This is a genomic window from Bacillus cereus group sp. N12, from assembly GCF_016483575.1.
Taxonomy (GTDB): domain Bacteria; phylum Bacillota; class Bacilli; order Bacillales; family Bacillaceae_G; genus Bacillus_A; species Bacillus_A toyonensis.
The window spans coordinates 1-16083 of record NZ_JAEHBO010000043.1; the positions used below are offsets into that span (position 1 = coordinate 1).

Sequence of the window (16083 nt, forward strand, 5' to 3'; positions counted from 1 at the left end):
TCTAGCTTCGTCGGCAGCGTCAGATGTGTATAAGAGACAGCCCCAGCCCCATCCACCACCGTGATGATGATGGTGATGATCATAATGGTGGTGTCCTCCATGATGATTATGTCCGCCATTATGATGGTGTCCTCCATGATGATTGCGATAATACACTCCGTTATTTTCTATATAATTCATTATTCACCTCTCCCTTTCAATTTCCTCACTTTAATATTGTATGAATAATACGGATCTTGTTGGTAATCTGGATAATAAGCATAATTCGAGTAATATGGATAACCATATCCGCCATGACCAAATCCTCCAATTGGACGACCATACATTTTATTCATCCCTTTTGCTATATAAAGTGAAATTTTAATCGGCGCGGGCTTTGTCCCTCCCCCACTGATTATTAGCCCAAATCAATCGGGCATTTATGGACAATCATTTCCCGCCTAACTTCCTTGCACTCATCGAATTTTGAGATGGGATTTTTACTACCCAGCAAATAACGGGATAACAACGTAACAATATACTGTATGTAGGACAAATGCGGAAAGTATAGGACAAATGTCTATATTTTGTAAAAAAAACAAAACACTTTATAATAAGGATGTCAGATTATATCTTCTATTTAAGAAGTCTATATTTAAGAAAGATTAGAGGAATTATATAGAAATGAAGAAACCTATCGTTCAATTATTATTAATATTTACAATCGTATCTATCGTTCTTTTCCTATTAAATACATCGGTTATTTCGTTATATACGTTTGTCGGTGCTCTATGGTCCATCACAATCGTAGGAATTTCATTCGTTATTTTTATAGAAAATAGATCTCCCCAAAGTACTTTAGCTTGGTTTTTAGTATTAGCACTTCTTCCCGTTGTAGGTGTACTTTTATACTCTATTTTCGGGCGTAGCCGTTGGAGAAGAAAAAAACATCTCCATCGTTCAGAAGAACAAAGAAAATTATTCCGCGAAATATTAGAAGGAAGACGACTAGAATTATCACTCACAGTCCCATTACATGAACGTTCCATACGTTTAACAGAAGTCGTACAAAAATTTGGAGGCGGGCCTGCCGCAGATAGAACGACGACAAAACTTTTAACAAACGGGGATCAAACCTTTTCAGAAATTTTGCAAGCAATCGAGAATGCAAAACATCACATACATATTCAATACTATATTTATAAATCTGATGAGATTGGTACAAAAGTACGAGATGCTTTAATACAAAAGGCAAACGAGGGTGTTATTGTACGCTTCCTTTATGATGGACTCGGAAGTAATACGTTAAGACGACGATTTTTACAACCTATGAAAAAAGCTGGAATTGAAATTGTCGAATTTGACCCTATTTTTTCAGCTTGGTTACTGGAGACAGTTAATTATCGTAATCATCGTAAAATCGTCATTGTAGATGGAGAAATTGGTTTTACCGGAGGGCTTAACGTAGGTGATGAATATCTTGGTCGCTCAAAAAAATTCCCTGTTTGGCGTGATAGTCATTTAAAAATAGAAGGAAAAGCATTGTATAAATTACAAGCCATCTTTCTAGAAGATTGGCTTTATGCGTCTAGTGGATTGAATACTTATTCTTGGGATCAATTTATGAATAGACAATACTTCCCAGGAAAAGAAATTCTGGATGCAACAGGTGCGGTGCAAATTGTAGCAAGTGGACCAAGCTCAGATGATAAAAGCATTCGTAATACATTACTAGCTGTTATGGGCTCAGCCAAAAAATCTATTTGGATCGCTACACCATACTTTATTCCGGATCAAGAAACTTTAACATTATTACGCTTAAGTGCAATATCTGGCATAGATGTACGCATTTTATATCCTGGTAAGAGTGATAGTATTATTAGCGATCAAGCATCTCAATCCTATTTCACTCCACTTTTAAAAGCCGGTGCTTCTATTTACAGTTATAAAGATGGATTTATGCACGCAAAGATTGTACTCGTTGACGATAAAATTGCAACAATCGGAACAGCAAATATGGATGTACGTAGCTTTGAATTAAATTATGAAATTATTAGCGTACTCTATGAGTCAGAAACCGTTCATGATATTAAACGCGATTTTGAAGAAGACTTTAAACACTCTACTGAAATTAAATGGAACTCATTCCAAAAAAGAAGTATCAAAAAAAGAATATTAGAGTCCTTTATGCGACTGATTTCTCCTTTACTATAAGCAATCAATGTGATATTGATTGCTTTTTCTTTTATATTTCCCCCTTCTCCTTTTCTTTGCATACCATATTAAAACAAGTTATCATAAGATGTATTACTTTATGAAAATAATGTTAGGTGGGAAATACATGTTAGAACAATTTCATATACATTCTGATTTAAAACAGCAGCTTTCTACAATTCATGAAAAGAATAAACAAGAAGCTGGTGAAAATGCTCATTTAATCGGTACTAAAATATATAAAGCATCTGATAACAGCATTATCGAAGATGCTATTACGGCACTTCTTCTTGGCAAAAATATTCTATTAAAAGGACCAACTGGTAGTGGTAAAACGGTACTAGCGGAAACTCTTTCTTCTTTATTCCAAAAACCAATGCATAGCATTAACTGTTCTGTCGATTTAGATGTGGAAGGTATTTTAGGATACAACACATTACAAACGAAAGACGGGGCATCTGAAGTTACGTTCGTTAACGGTCCTCTTATGAAAGCAATGAAGAACGGTCACTTCCTATATATTGATGAAATCAATATGGCAAAACCTGAAACGTTACCACTTCTTCACGGTGCACTAGATTACCGTAAAATGATTACAAACCCATTTACACAAGAAGTTGTATACGGTGATGACGAATATCGCGTAATTGCTGCGATTAACGAAGGTTACGTTGGGACAAGTGAACTAAACGAAGCATTAAAAAACCGTTTTGTTATTATTGAAGTTCCTTATATTCAAGGTGACACATTAAAAGAACTATTACTATCTGAATCAAAATTAAATGATGTTGCAACAATTGAAAAGTTCGTTGCATTTGCAAGCGACCTTATGCCTTTAGCTCGTGATGGCCGTGTAAGTGAAGAAGCAGCAAGTATTCGTGGTATTATCGACGCATGCGATTTAGGTGTATATATTCCTGTTATGCGCGCTATTGAGCGAAGCATTATTGCGAAATTAAATGATGAAACAGAACAAATGACTGTCCGTGAATTAGCAGAAAGTTATTTCTTTGAGGGATAATTCATGAGACAAATTTTTAGTGACAAAAAAATTGATGCGTCGCTGTTTCTACAAATGGAAAACTTAATGTATGCCCTTCTAAAAGAAGACGATGCCTATCTTGAATATGGCTATAAAGCATACTACGACGAAATTGAAAAAAAGGTTGTCATTAGTCACTTTTGGGATGATCGAAAAGAAGAAGATACAGTAATCGGATTAAAAAGCGAAGTGTTCTTAAAAGCACTTGGTAATAAACATTACTCGGACATGGCTTTAATTCGTTCTTACGCGATTGAATTACAAGAATCGCCCCTAAAGAAGTTCTTAACACAATTATTTGTTCTATTAGAAGATTTACGTGTCGAGGAAATCGTAAAAAACTTACGACCTGGCACGAAACATATTTTTAAACGCCGAAAAGAAATGTACCGCAATTACTTCGGCTCACAAAATGAAATAAACCGCGTTCGTAACTATCACGGTGATCGTCTATTTTGTCTATGTTACCTTTCATTAACGAGCGATAAATATGAAATGTTTACTAATGAATATTTCGAGCAAATTGAAGTAATTTTGCATGAGACATTCCAAGCCCGTAATACGGAAGATATTATGTATATCGTTGAGAAAATTCGCTACCGCTTAGAGGAGCTTCTTGAAAATGATATGCTTAACAATTATTTCGGACATGCTCCGCTTTATTTATCTGTCATTGCAGATGAAAAGAACTGCCGCGTTGAAGATTTAGCAAATGATGATACACAGCTCATAGATGACGATGACAATAAAAACAAAATGGATGAAAGCTTCTCCACATGGCATCGTGAAAATAAAAATAACGAAAACGAGAACTTTTTACGCTTTGAATTAGAAAGCGGAACAAAAACAAACATGATGGGTGATACTGCTCGTGAATCAGAAGATGGCGATCAAGCACTTGGTTCTGTACAAGGTACTTCTCAAAAAAGTACACAATCCAACTTTGATGGTGCTGATACAGAAGAAGCAAGAGCTTCACACGCTTCTAGCCAAAGCGAGGGTGCATATGGTAAGTATAATGTAGGTGCCTCTCATACATTTAAAGAAGCTCGCAAATCAAATCCTGACGAGAAAAAAGATTACCAAGCTATCAAATCAGTCGTTAATAAAGATGTAAAAGAATTAAAGAAAATTATCGAAAAAACGATTGAAAATAAAACGAATGCAAATAGTGATAAATACTACGGAAGACTTCGGAAGAAATTCCTTCGTATTTATACTGAAAAGCAGCCGCGCATGTTTTATAAAAAAGGACAAGAATCGCAAGAGCTCGACGTTGCATTCCAACTATTAGTGGATTGTTCTGGTTCTATGTATAACAAAATGGAAGAAACGAAGAAGAGTGTTGTCTTATTCCATGAAGCGTTGAAATCTTTAAAAATCCCGCACGCTATTAGCGGATTTTGGGAAGATGCTTCTAGTGCTAAACCTGAAGATAAACCGAACGTTATCCATGAGGTTGTAAATTATAAAAACTCAACGTTACCAAACGTTGGTCCAGAAATTATGCAACTTCGTGAAGAAGAAGATAACCGCGACGGATATATTATTCGTATCGTTTCTGAAAAGCTTGCGAAAAGACCAGAAAAACATAAATTTCTATTAGTCTTCACAGACGGTGAACCTTCTGCCCTAGACTATCAACAAGACGGAATTTTAGATACGCATGAAGCTGTGAAACTCGCTCGTAAAAGTGGTATGGAAGTAATCGGTATCTTCATCGAAGAAGGCGAAGTGAAAGAAGCAACTTATCAATTAATGAAAAACATTTATAATCATCACTTCTTAGTTGCAAATCATGCTGAAGATTTACGATTGAAGATTAAACCATTGCTGAAAAAACTATTACTGAAGACGATTGAATAGAAAAAGGAGCCTTTTGGCTCCTTTTTCTCGTTCAATTACTTTTTTTCTGGTTGAAACTTGTATGGAATAGCTACTTCTAACAATGACTCGAATCCTCCATCGTAGAATGGGAATCGTTCATTTGCGATTGTTCGCTCCACCCACTCTATCGCAGAAATTTCTCCCTCATCTTCTGCATGTACCTCGCCCGTTAGTACTTTCGCTCGAAATGTAAAAAGTAGTGCGTGATTCCCGGATTCTTCAAAGAATTTTTCATTGATTGCAACAAGTCCACCTGCCATAGCAGTTAAACCTGTCTCTTCTTTTACTTCCCTTACTAGAGCTTCCTCTAACGTCTCACACTTTTCAACAGCCCCGCCTGGCAATGACCAAACGTTTTGTTCTACATTATGTACCATTAATATTTTATCTGTTTCTTCGTCATGTATTAGTGCATATACGACATCAACTCTTTGCATGTTGCTTTTCTCCTTCAATTAACTCGGCCATTGTAAATAAGGAATGCAACTGCAATCCATCTTCTAATAAGTTATCTCTCCATTCTTTTGTACGATCAATGACACCTAGTACATGTTTCACATTCGCACCTAATTCTCTCAAATCTTTCGTGCTTAATAATATTTGACCACCTGTCGTGATAACATCTTCAACAACACAAACATTTTTCCCAGTAATAACAACGCCTTCCGCTAGCTTACATGTACCGTATTTCTTCGCTTCTTTTCTTACAAATACAACTGGTATACCTGTTTGTAAAGATAATGCTGTTGCTACTGGAATTCCTCCCATCTCTAAACCCGCGAGTACTTCTGTCTCAGGAGGAATGAGCTCTTTCAATTGTTTAGCAATTTCTAATAACAGTACTGGATTAGATTCAAATAAGTACTTATCAAAGTATTGATTTGATACTTGTCCTGATCGAAGTTTAAATGTTCCCGTTAAACGTGATGTATTGTAAATTTCCTTTGCTAACTCCCATTTCTCCATTTTATCTCTCCCCTTTATGCACAAATTAACTCATTTTATCACATTTGTAATTATTTGTATATTCCTAAAATACAAATAAAAGGGCCGATTCCTAAGAATCGACCCTTCCTATTAATTCATCACTAACTCAGCTGTGAGCTTTTTTTTTAACTTAGCCAACATGTCCGTTGTCATTTTGTCTAAATCGTATTCTGCTTTAAAGCCCCACTCTTTCATTGCTGCTGTTGCATCAATAGAGTTTGGCCAGCTATCAGCGATTGTTTGACGAGCTGGATCTACTGCGTAATCCATTGTAAACGTCGGAATGTGTTTACGAATTGATGCTGCAATTTGCTCTGGCTCGAAGCTCATTGCTGTAATGTTGAACGCATTTCTATGCACTAGCTTACTTGAATCAGCTTCCATTAATGAAATGATCGCTTGTAAAGCATCTGGCATATACATCATATCCATGTACGTTCCTTCAGCAATGTATGAGGTGTATGCACCTTTTTTAATCGCCTCATAATAAATTTCAACTGCATAGTCAGTTGTTCCGCCTCCTGGAGGAGCTACGTAAGAAATTAAGCCTGGGAAGCGTACACCGCGCGTATCAACGCCAAACTTTTGATGATAATAATCACATAGTAATTCTCCTGCTACTTTGTTTACCCCATACATCGTAGTAGGACGCTGAATTGTATCTTGTGGCGTATTATCTTTCGGCGTTGATGGGCCGAATGCACCGATAGAACTTGGCGTGAAAAACTTACAGTTTAATTCACGAGCTGCTTCTAATGCATTTACAAGTCCACCCATATTTAAATTCCAAGCAAATAACGGATTTTTTTCTGCTGTTGCTGAAAGTAAAGCTGCTAAATGAATAATTGTATCTACTTCATTACGCTTTGCAATATCATGTAGTTTTTGCCCATCTGTTACATCTAACGTTTCAAATGGACCAGACGTTACTACTTCACTATCTGTTTCACGAATATCTGTTGCAATAACGTTTGATGCGCCGTATACATCACGAAGTTTCATTACTAGTTCAGAACCAATTTGCCCTAAAGAACCGGTTACTAGAATTTTTTTCATTTTCCCCACTCCTCATTTGCAAGCTATTCAAAAGATGTCGTTACTTAAATGATGCCCATTTCTTTCCCTACTTTTTCATATTTAAGAATTGCTTCATCTAGCATTTCCTTCGTATGAGCTGCTGTAGGCATATTACGAACGCGTCCTGTTCCTTTAGCTACAGTTGGGAACACGATAGATTTTGCGTATACGCCTTCTTCATTTAGACGTCTACTAAATTCTTGTGTTAATACTTCATCACCAATAATACAAGGTGTAATTGGCGTTTCACTTTCTCCGATGTTAAAGCCAAGTTCTTTTAACCCTTGTTTTAAATAGCGACCATTTTCCCATAAACGATCGTGTAACTCTGTGCTTTCCATTAAGATTTCAATTGATCTCATGCAAGCTGCTGCATCAGCTGGTGTTAATGCTGTAGAGAATAAGAATGGACGTGAACGAACTTTTAACCAATCAATTAAGTTTTGTTTCCCTGCTACATATCCACCAATTACCCCAATTGCTTTTGATAATGTACCAATTTGGAAATCAACTCTATCAGAAAGACCGAAGTGCTTCACAGTACCTGCACCTTTTCCAAGTACCCCTGAACCATGTGCATCATCTACATATGTCATTAAATCTAGCTCTTCTGCAATCTCAACAATTTCTGGTAATTTTGCAATATCTCCATCCATTGAGAAAACACCGTCTGTAATAACCATTAATTTATTGTAAAGACCTGATTCTTTCGCCGCGATTGCTTTTTGGCGTAAATCTTCCATATCAGAATGTTTATAAACGATGATTTTCGCTCTTGATAGACGACTACCATCAATAATAGATGCATGATTTAATTCATCTGAAAGAATCGCATCATTTTTATCCATAACAGCTGAAATCGCTGCCATATTACAATTAAATCCTGATTGATAAGCAATTGCTGCTTCTGTATGTTTAAACTTTGCAATTGTTTCTTCTAATTTAATATGCAAATCTAAAGTACCGTTAATTGTACGAACAGCTCCTGCTCCAACACCGTACTTATGAATTGCACCAATCGCTGCTTCTTGTAAGCGATTATCAGTCGCTAATCCAAGATAGTTGTTTGAAGATAAGTTAATATATTCTTTGCCGCCAATTGTAATAATCGGTCCATTTGGACTTTCAAGCGGATCAATTACGTTATAAAGCCCCTTTGATTTTAAATCCTCTAAATTTTCTTCTAAAAATTTCGCAAGTGTTTTACTAGACATCGTGAAGCCTCCCATCGTTCATGTAAGCGGATTATTGTCTTAATAGTTCTAATAATCCCTCTACTAGCTTAACACGTTTTCAGAATTTATTATAGAAAAATAGTTTAAAGAAACCGCTTACAAATTTTAATTATATATGATTCATTACAAGAAATCTATCATTTACATTCCATATTTGATAGAATTAAAAAAATATTTAGGGAGGCTTCAAACATGGCATTTACAGAATCTGATGTATATAATAACGAAGCTTTTTTTGAGCAATATATGAAACGAAGATACCGCGAAAATAGCCCCAATGAATCCATTGAAAAGCCAGCATTCTTTCAACTCATTGGTGATGTAAAAGGAAAACAAATTCTCGATTTAGGTTGTGGCGATGCTAAGTTTGGCAAGGAATTATTAGAAAACGGATGCCACTCTTACACTGGCATTGAAGGCTCTCAGCTTATGTATGAAAAAGCTAAAAAACAACTAGAAAATAAAAATGGATCTGTTCATTTGATAAACCTCAAAGATTATACATACTCCCCATCTACTTTTGATTTAGTCACATCTAGACTCGCTTTACATTATATTGAACATCTTCATATCATTTTTCAAAATGTGTACAAAACTTTAAAAACAAATGGAACCTTTATCTTTAGCGTTCAACATCCTGTTATTACCTCTTCATTTGAAAGCTTGCAAACGAGTGGTAAAAGAACGAACTGGTTCGTCGATGATTATTTTAAACTAGGCAAACGGGTTGAACCATGGATTGACCAAGAAGTTATTAAATATCATCGTACAACGGAAGAGTATTTCACATTATTACAGCAAGCCGGATTTACCATTATAAATCTAAAAGAAGCTACACCAAATCAAACCTATTTTCAAAGTGAAGAGGAATATGAACGACGTTTACGAATTCCCCTCTTTCTATTATTTTCTTGCAAAAAATAAAAAGACGATGAATCCCCATCGTCTTTTTTCGTTATCTCATTGCTTGAGCAACTTCTTTAACTAATCGTCTTCCTCTTCCGTGCGGGATACATAGTGGTGTTCCAAACAACGGATCCGTACTGATTTGACACTCCATACGGAATACATCCCGAACTAACTTCTGGTCAATAACTTCTTCTGGTTTACCTTGTGCATATATTCGTTTATCTTGAATAGCTACAATGTTGTCTGCATAACGGCATGCCAAATTCAAATCGTGTAATACCATAACAATTGTTCGTTGCTCTGTTTCATTTAATTCGAATAATAAATCTAGCACTTCAATTTGGTGAGTCATATCTAAATATGTAGTTGGCTCATCTAGTAAAATAATGTCTGTATCTTGTGCAAGCGTCATTGCAATCCAAGCACGTTGACGTTGCCCACCTGAAAGAGCATGCACATCCCGCTCAGCAAATTCTGTCATACCTGTTGCTGCAAGTGCCTTCTGTACCATTTCCTCGTCTTTTTCTGACCATTGCTTTAACCAAGTTTGATATGGATAACGTCCTTGCTTTACAAGTTGCAATACTGTAAGCCCTTCTGGTGCTTGAGGTCCTTGCGGTAAGATTGCCATTTGACGAGCAATTTGCTTCGTTTGCATACTTTGTAACGCTTGATTATCTAACAAAATGTCACCATTTGTTGGCTTTAATAATCTAGCTAGTGAACGTAATAAAGTTGATTTTCCACAACCGTTAGAACCGATGAAGATTGTAATTTCACCTTTTGGAATTTCTAAATCCAACTCATCGATAATAATTGTTTCACCATAAGACAGCGTCAAACGTTTTGTCTCCAATGCTTTTTGCATATTCATCTCCCTTTATGAATTCCGACTTTTATAAAGTAAATAAATAAAATAAGGTGCACCAATTGCTGATGTAAATACCCCTGCTGGAATTTCAAGTGGTGTGAAAATTGTGCGCCCAATTAAATCCGCAGCGAGTACTAAAATTGCACCGACAATAGCTGCAACTGGGAGTAATGCACCGTATAAAGAACCAACTAATCTTCGCGAAATATGAGGTGCCATTAAACCAACAAACCCAATCCCTCCGGCAAAGGCAACCGCCCCACCAATTAAAGCTGTACTAAGTAATAACATAAATACACGCGACTTCGTTAAAGGAACACCAAGTCCTACCGCTATATCATCCCCTAGCTCTTGTGCATTTAAATGTCTAGCAGCGATAAAGGATATTACCGTTAAAATGAGAACCCAAGGCGCAAGTACCATCACATTTTGCCATGAAGAGCCGTAAACAGTACCTGTAATCCATACATTTGCTTGGCTCGCTTGATAAATTGGTGCTAATAACATAAATAACGTTGTTGCCGCTTTCGTTAACGCCCAAAATCCAACACCAATTAAAACAAGACTAATCGGTGATAAGCCATCATTTTTCCATGCAAATAAATATACAAAAAGCGCTACAATCGTCGCTCCAGCAAAAGCTGCGAGTGGCATATAATGAATGCTTACTGTTAGCGCATTGTTTTTATCACTAAATATAGCTAAAAAGAGTACAACTGCTACGCTTGCACCACCTGTAATTCCAATGATATCAGGGGAAGCAAGCGGATTTCTAACGAGCCCTTGTAAAATACAACCTGCTACAGCAAGTGCAATTCCTACAAGGATCGCAATTAAAATACGCGGCATACGAAACTTATTTACAACCATATTTGACATCGCATCGCCATTTCCAGTAATCGCTTGCCATACGTCATAAGGAGCAATCTTCATATCTCCCATACCTGCACTTGCAAAAAATAATCCTATTAAAATTACTAATAAACTCACCAAGACGAGACTAGCTCGTTTATACATTAAAAACGAGAATCCATCTTTTCCTATACGAAACGGGATATACTTCTTCATTTGCTAAGCCCTCTCTTACGTGCAATATAAATAAAGAATGGGGCCCCGATAAATGCTGTCATAACCCCTACTGGTACTTCTTGTGGCATAATGACATATCTTGCGGCTATATCCGCTAAGATTAATAGTATTGCACCTAACAATCCGCTATAGGGCACTCTCCATCTGTGGTCAACTCCAACAAGAAATCTGGCAAAATGCGGAGTTACAATTCCTATAAATCCTATTGGGCCAGCAACCGCAACTGAACCACCCGACAACAATACAATAATGAGTAGTACGAATGATTTCATTAAAATTGTTCGTTGTCCGAGACCTTTTGCAACATCTTCTCCCATCATCAATGTATTTACTTTCCCTGCCATCATAAGAGAGGCAATCCATCCTACTAATAAATACGGAAATACAGATTGTAAAATTTCTATTTTTCTTCCTTGTACAGATCCGGCAAGCCAAAACAATACTTCTTCCATTGCCTTTTCATTCAAAACAAGCAACCCTTGTGTTAATGATGAAAATAAAGCACTTATCGCGACACCTGCTAATGTTAACTTAAGAGGAGTCGTCCCTTCTTTTCCTAAAGAACTAGAAGCAAATACAAGTACAGCTGCAATTGCCGCTCCTAAAAAGGCAATCCACGTGAAAGCCGATAATGACGTCACGGAAAAGATAACAATTGCTACAACTATGAAGAACGCAGCGCCTGAATTTAATCCAATAAAATCTGGTGAAGCAAGTGGATTCTTAGTTAAAGTTTGCATAAGACAGCCTGCAATGGCTAAACTAGCACCAATACTAGCTGCAATTAACGCCCTAGGCAGACGTACATTTTGAATAATAATATGTTCATTGGAACCATTAAAATGGAAAAAAGCATCCAATGCTAGTTTCCAACTCGTATTTGTATATCCGAAAATAATACTTCCCCAAATACAAATAACGACTGCAATGATTCCAACAAATAATCCAATCCATTTTGCTCGATTTGTTTTTAATAACATGCAGCGTTTCCCCTTCAATGTATAATGATACGTTGTTAGTGTATTTCAACTTAATTCTCATTGTCAACGGAAATGAGAATTATTTTCAGCCATATGTATTGACAATCAAAAGATAAAGGCTTAATATCATGCTTGCTATTGAAAAATATTCTCAACATGTAGGGGGTACATAATGAATTTCATGCGGAAGAAATCGTTTACAGTATTTGTATTTTTACTAGCATTTTCAATGCTTTTAAGTGCTTGTGGAAAATCAAATAACAAAGAAGAATCTACAAAAGAAGATAATAAAAAAGAAGTGGTTACTGTAGAACATGCAATGGGTAAAACAGAAGTTCCTGCTAATCCAAAACGTGTAGTTATCTTAACAAATGAAGGAACTGAAGCTTTACTTGAATTAGGTGTGAAACCAGTTGGTGCTGTAAAGTCTTGGACTGGTGACCCATGGTATCCACATATTAAGGATAAAATGAAAGATGTAAAAGTTGTTGGTGATGAAGGACAAGTTAACGTTGAAACAATTGCTTCTTTAAAACCGGACTTAATTATTGGTAACAAAATGCGCCACGAAAAAGTGTACGAACAACTAAAAGCAATTGCACCTACTGTGTTCTCAGAAACATTACGTGGTGAATGGAAAGATAACTTCAAATTTTATGCAAAAGCATTAAATAAAGAAAAAGAAGGCCAAAAGGTTTTAGCTGATTACGAAACACGTATGAAAGATTTAAAAGGCAAACTTGGTGATAAAGTAAATCAAGAAATTTCTATGGTACGCTTTATGCCTGGTGATGTTCGTATTTATCACGGTGATACATTCTCTGGTGTTATTTTAAAAGAACTTGGATTTAAACGTCCTGGTGATCAAAATAAAGATGATTTTGCAGAGCGTAACGTATCTAAAGAACGTATTTCGGCAATGGATGGCGATGTATTATTCTACTTCACATTCGATAAAGGCAATGAGAAAAAAGGTTCTGAACTAGAAAAAGAATATATAAACGATCCTCTATTTAAAAACTTAAATGCAGTAAAGAACGGAAAAGCATACAAAGTTGACGACGTTATTTGGAATACAGCTGGCGGTGTAATGGCTGCTAACTTGCTACTAGACGACATTGAAAAACGCTTCGTTAAATAAATTTATTCTAACCAGCTCCCCTCTTTTATGGAGCTGGTTTTTTCATTTCACTGAAGTGTCACATTATTTCATTTTGTATTTTTATTCCCAATATGTTATATTATAAAAGTAAATAGAATATATTTTCTCTATATCAGAATAAATATTTTAATCTAAATTTTCTGATTAATCACTATTTTAAATTCGTTTAGAATTCAATTACTACATTTGAAAACGCTTATTATCAAGTTTTCAGGGCAAAATACAATAACGGTTGAAGAAAATAGAACTTTTTTAGAAATTTTCTTTCTATTTCCATATAATTCTATTGACTTCTAAATATTTTGTAAATTAAAATGATTACATAAATATCCGTTATACAGGATTAGGGGGAAACAAAAATGGATGCAGCTTTAAAATTAGACAAAGCTGGAGAGCAACAATCACCAAAAAAACATCCACCAGGGTTATACTTGTTGTTCTTTACAGAAGCATGGGAAAGATTTAGTTATTACGGAATGCGTGGCTTATTAGTTCTTTATTTAACAACGAGCTTAGTAAGCGGCGGTTTAGGCTTTGATAAAGCAGTTGCAGTTCAAATTTACGGTATTTTCACAATGCTTGTATATTTCACACCTATTATTGGTGGCTGGTTAACTGACCACTTCATTACGAAACGACACGCCATTACTATTGGCGGTATCATTATGGCGATTGGTAACTTCGTACTATTTTCAATGAATACGAAAACTGGACTATTTTTAGGATTAGGATTATTAGTTATCGGTAACGGATTCTTCAAACCAAATATTTCGACTTTACTAGGTCAATTATATAGCGACAACGATTCTCGTCGTGATAGTGCCTTCACTATCTTCTACATGGGAATCAACTTAGGAGCTCTTATCGCTCCATTCATTTGCGGTTACTTCGCAGATTACAGATACGGTTTCTTAACAGCTTGTATCGGTATGATTATTGGGCAGATTGCATTTAACTTATTAGCACCTCGTTACTTAGGATCAGCTGGAACAACAGTTGTGGGTAAAAAATCTAAAGAACAAAATGCAAAAGCTGTTGAGAAAAAACCTTTAACACCACAAGAGAAAAAACGTACTGTTGCAATTTTAATTTTAACTTGTTTCGTTGTATTCTTCTGGGCAGGATTTGAACAAGCTGGTAGTTCTTTAACACTTTACACAGATAAGTTCGTAGATCGTACAATTGGTGGATTTACAATTCCAACACCTTGGTTCCAATCTGTAAACCCATTATTCATTATCTTATTAGCATTACCAGTTTCTGCATTATGGATTAAACTTTCAAAAACAAAAAATGGTGATTTAAAAATCCCTACAAAAATGGCTTTTGGTATGATTTTACTAGGAGTCGGGTACTTAGTTTTAACTTTAGCTGTTCTAAAAACTGGTAGCGATGAAGGTAACATTACAATGAAAGCAAACTTACTATTCATTGTATTCACTTACATGTTCCACACAATCGGTGAACTATTCTTATCACCAATTGGATTATCTATGGTAAGTGCGATCGCTCCTGTTAAATTAGCATCATTATTAATGGGTGTATGGTTAGCTGGTACTGGCTTTGCAAACTTATTAGCAGGACAATTAGCTGCTTTCACTCAATCTTTAGGATATTTAGAAGTATTTGCAAGCATCGGTGTTATCGTAATCGTACTAGGATTAGTACTTCTTATGTTCTCTAAGAAAATTGCACATATGATGGAATAACAAAAAGACGCTTCTAAAATTAGAAGCGTCTTTTTTATTATTTTTCCTCTAAAGCCGTCACGTCCACATGAACGCTCTCACCAGGATTAGATACGTCATACACTTGGGCACTCCCCTTCTGCTCATCACAGCTCTCAATCCATACTGGTACGCCCTCATATGTAACGTCAATTCTACTTGAAGAAGATAAGATTTGTTTCACACGTTGCACATCCATACTACTATCCCTCCTTTTGCTTACTACACTCCTTTGTATTTTTTCTTTTCCTTTTAGAATATATTCCGTAAGGCAGCATGTTGATTGATAGTCATTTCTTCCTCACATGTTAATATTTACTCTATCGCTACCTTTCTGACAAATAAAAAAAGACGTATATTCCACACGTCTTTTTCCATAATATTCAAATTTTAAGAAAATAATGTTTTTACTACTGCACTTACTTTATCATTATGGATTTGATAATACACTTCTAATCCTCGTCTCTCAAAGCGTACTACCTTATTTTGCTTTAACTTCGTTAAATGTTGTGAAACCGTTGATTGCGGAATTTCTAATACTTCCTGTAGTTGTGTTACATTACACGTTCCACGTTGCATTAGTTCCATTACTAGGCGTAGACGCAACGGATGCGCTAACGCTCTTAACATTTGTACATCTTCTTCTGAAATACGACATTCGAATTGATTTTGGCTCATAAAGTTCCCCTCATTTTCGTTTTTATTTTCGTTTTTATTTTCTTTTTATTTATTTATATATCTGTTCTTATATTTCCTGTTACGACATAACTTTATCAACCTATAACGCTGAAAATTTTTTCCACCTTCATCAGCATAGAATTCAGGAAAAAATCCTTACTGATTTTGAATATTATACTATATGATATAACGAAAAAGCAAAACAAAGGGCTACAAATACTTTGCTTGCAAACGTTGTTTTATCAG

16 protein-coding genes and 1 pseudogene are annotated in these 16083 nt (G+C 35.8%); 6 read left to right on the forward strand and 11 right to left on the reverse strand.

Translation table 11 applies throughout. The annotated features are described in order from the left end of the window. Both JDS92_RS18615 and JDS92_RS18620 read right to left on the reverse strand, forming a co-directional pair. Nucleotides 1-180 (reverse strand): annotated as a pseudogene (locus tag JDS92_RS18615) (hypothetical protein); the annotation flags it as partial. Next, the gene (locus tag JDS92_RS18620) at nt 180-326 is read right to left on the reverse strand and encodes a hypothetical protein (RefSeq protein WP_000274355.1); all 147 of its coding nucleotides are present in this window, start codon (nt 324-326) and stop codon (nt 180-182) included. The pseudogene JDS92_RS18615 and the gene JDS92_RS18620, both read right to left, overlap by 1 nt. A 337-nt stretch (nt 327-663) precedes the next feature. Between JDS92_RS18620 and JDS92_RS18625 the strand changes: the two genes are divergently transcribed. The 3 genes from JDS92_RS18625 to JDS92_RS18635 all read left to right on the forward strand — a co-directional run bounded on the left by JDS92_RS18625 (nt 664) and on the right by JDS92_RS18635 (nt 5101). Beyond that, a complete protein-coding gene (locus JDS92_RS18625; RefSeq protein ID WP_199632312.1) occupies nt 664-2193 on the forward strand; it encodes a cardiolipin synthase in 1530 nt (509 codons plus the stop codon). Between the two features lie 127 nt (nt 2194-2320). After that, entirely contained in the window at nt 2321-3214 is an 894-nt protein-coding gene (locus tag JDS92_RS18630; RefSeq protein WP_000892990.1) for an ATP-binding protein, read from the forward strand. Nucleotides 3215-3217: 3 nt separating this feature from the next. After that, nucleotides 3218-5101 (forward strand): vWA domain-containing protein, encoded by a 1884-nt coding sequence (locus tag JDS92_RS18635; RefSeq protein ID WP_098711634.1) that lies wholly within the window; start codon nt 3218-3220, stop codon nt 5099-5101. A 35-nt stretch (nt 5102-5136) separates the two neighbouring features. Here JDS92_RS18635 and JDS92_RS18640 read toward each other — a convergent pair whose 3' ends face one another. The 4 genes from JDS92_RS18640 to JDS92_RS18655 form a co-directional block, all read right to left on the reverse strand. After that, entirely contained in the window at nt 5137-5559 is a 423-nt protein-coding gene (locus tag JDS92_RS18640; RefSeq protein WP_199632313.1) for an NUDIX hydrolase, read from the reverse strand. Next, nucleotides 5546-6088 (reverse strand): orotate phosphoribosyltransferase, encoded by a 543-nt coding sequence (pyrE, locus tag JDS92_RS18645; RefSeq protein WP_140158443.1) that lies wholly within the window; start codon nt 6086-6088, stop codon nt 5546-5548. The genes JDS92_RS18640 and pyrE overlap by 14 nt, the downstream gene beginning before the upstream one ends. A 111-nt stretch (nt 6089-6199) precedes the next feature. After that, nucleotides 6200-7165, reverse strand: a complete 966-nt coding sequence (locus tag JDS92_RS18650; RefSeq protein WP_000723133.1) for an L-threonine 3-dehydrogenase — start codon at nt 7163-7165, stop codon at nt 6200-6202. A gap of 44 nt (nt 7166-7209) precedes the next feature. Beyond that, nucleotides 7210-8400: a glycine C-acetyltransferase gene (locus JDS92_RS18655; protein WP_000095899.1), complete on the reverse strand. Its 1191-nt coding sequence runs from the start codon at nt 8398-8400 to the stop codon at nt 7210-7212. 213 nt (nt 8401-8613) lie between these two features. Between JDS92_RS18655 and JDS92_RS18660 the strand changes: the two genes are divergently transcribed. Continuing rightward, entirely contained in the window at nt 8614-9345 is a 732-nt protein-coding gene (locus JDS92_RS18660) for a class I SAM-dependent methyltransferase (RefSeq protein WP_087969011.1), read from the forward strand. 31 nt (nt 9346-9376) lie between these two features. On the opposite strand, the gene JDS92_RS18665 is transcribed toward JDS92_RS18660, so the two are convergent. The 3 genes from JDS92_RS18665 to JDS92_RS18675 are packed head-to-tail and all read right to left on the reverse strand — an operon-like array spanning nt 9377 to nt 12270. Continuing rightward, on the reverse strand, nt 9377-10198 hold the full coding sequence (locus JDS92_RS18665) for an ABC transporter ATP-binding protein (protein WP_001167946.1): 822 nt from the start codon (nt 10196-10198) through the stop codon (nt 9377-9379). Nucleotides 10199-10210: 12 nt separating this feature from the next. Next, nucleotides 10211-11269, reverse strand: a complete 1059-nt coding sequence (locus tag JDS92_RS18670; RefSeq protein ID WP_000760041.1) for a FecCD family ABC transporter permease — start codon at nt 11267-11269, stop codon at nt 10211-10213. Beyond that, nucleotides 11266-12270 (reverse strand): FecCD family ABC transporter permease, encoded by a 1005-nt coding sequence (locus JDS92_RS18675; RefSeq protein WP_199632314.1) that lies wholly within the window; start codon nt 12268-12270, stop codon nt 11266-11268. Before JDS92_RS18675 ends, JDS92_RS18670 begins: the two co-directional genes overlap by 4 nt. Before the next feature lie 172 nt (nt 12271-12442). Here JDS92_RS18675 and JDS92_RS18680 point away from each other — a divergent pair, with 172 nt between their 5' ends. Both JDS92_RS18680 and JDS92_RS18685 read left to right on the forward strand, forming a co-directional pair. Further along, on the forward strand, nt 12443-13411 hold the full coding sequence (locus JDS92_RS18680; protein ID WP_001010273.1) for an ABC transporter substrate-binding protein: 969 nt from the start codon (nt 12443-12445) through the stop codon (nt 13409-13411). A gap of 380 nt (nt 13412-13791) precedes the next feature. Then, complete coding sequence (locus tag JDS92_RS18685; RefSeq protein ID WP_000338302.1) at nt 13792-15141, forward strand: peptide MFS transporter; 1350 nt, start codon at nt 13792-13794, stop codon at nt 15139-15141. 37 nt (nt 15142-15178) lie between these two features. Here JDS92_RS18685 and JDS92_RS18690 read toward each other — a convergent pair whose 3' ends face one another. Continuing rightward, nucleotides 15179-15358: an acid-soluble spore protein H gene (locus tag JDS92_RS18690; protein ID WP_000383125.1), complete on the reverse strand. Its 180-nt coding sequence runs from the start codon at nt 15356-15358 to the stop codon at nt 15179-15181. A gap of 191 nt (nt 15359-15549) precedes the next feature. After that, nucleotides 15550-15837 (reverse strand): ArsR/SmtB family transcription factor, encoded by a 288-nt coding sequence (locus JDS92_RS18695; protein ID WP_000081428.1) that lies wholly within the window; start codon nt 15835-15837, stop codon nt 15550-15552. Nucleotides 15838-16083 lie beyond the last annotated feature (246 nt).

Coding starts and splice junctions, on each gene's coding strand:
- JDS92_RS18650 (WP_000723133.1), bottom strand. CDS start 7,165: ATGAAAAAAATTCTAGTAACCGGTTCTTTAGGGCAAATTGGTTCTGAA.
- JDS92_RS18675 (WP_199632314.1), bottom strand. CDS start 12,270: ATGTTATTAAAAACAAATCGAGCAAAATGGATTGGATTATTTGTTGGA.
- JDS92_RS18635 (WP_098711634.1), top strand. CDS start 3,218: ATGAGACAAATTTTTAGTGACAAAAAAATTGATGCGTCGCTGTTTCTA.
- JDS92_RS18620 (WP_000274355.1), bottom strand. CDS start 326: ATGTATGGTCGTCCAATTGGAGGATTTGGTCATGGCGGATATGGTTAT.
- JDS92_RS18690 (WP_000383125.1), bottom strand. CDS start 15,358: ATGGATGTGCAACGTGTGAAACAAATCTTATCTTCTTCAAGTAGAATT.
- JDS92_RS18660 (WP_087969011.1), top strand. CDS start 8,614: ATGGCATTTACAGAATCTGATGTATATAATAACGAAGCTTTTTTTGAG.
- pyrE (WP_140158443.1), bottom strand. CDS start 6,088: ATGGAGAAATGGGAGTTAGCAAAGGAAATTTACAATACATCACGTTTA.
- JDS92_RS18670 (WP_000760041.1), bottom strand. CDS start 11,269: ATGAAGAAGTATATCCCGTTTCGTATAGGAAAAGATGGATTCTCGTTT.
- JDS92_RS18695 (WP_000081428.1), bottom strand. CDS start 15,837: ATGAGCCAAAATCAATTCGAATGTCGTATTTCAGAAGAAGATGTACAA.
- JDS92_RS18655 (WP_000095899.1), bottom strand. CDS start 8,400: ATGTCTAGTAAAACACTTGCGAAATTTTTAGAAGAAAATTTAGAGGAT.
- JDS92_RS18680 (WP_001010273.1), top strand. CDS start 12,443: ATGAATTTCATGCGGAAGAAATCGTTTACAGTATTTGTATTTTTACTA.
- JDS92_RS18640 (WP_199632313.1), bottom strand. CDS start 5,559: ATGCAAAGAGTTGATGTCGTATATGCACTAATACATGACGAAGAAACA.
- JDS92_RS18685 (WP_000338302.1), top strand. CDS start 13,792: ATGGATGCAGCTTTAAAATTAGACAAAGCTGGAGAGCAACAATCACCA.
- JDS92_RS18665 (WP_001167946.1), bottom strand. CDS start 10,198: ATGCAAAAAGCATTGGAGACAAAACGTTTGACGCTGTCTTATGGTGAA.
- JDS92_RS18630 (WP_000892990.1), top strand. CDS start 2,321: ATGTTAGAACAATTTCATATACATTCTGATTTAAAACAGCAGCTTTCT.
- JDS92_RS18625 (WP_199632312.1), top strand. CDS start 664: ATGAAGAAACCTATCGTTCAATTATTATTAATATTTACAATCGTATCT.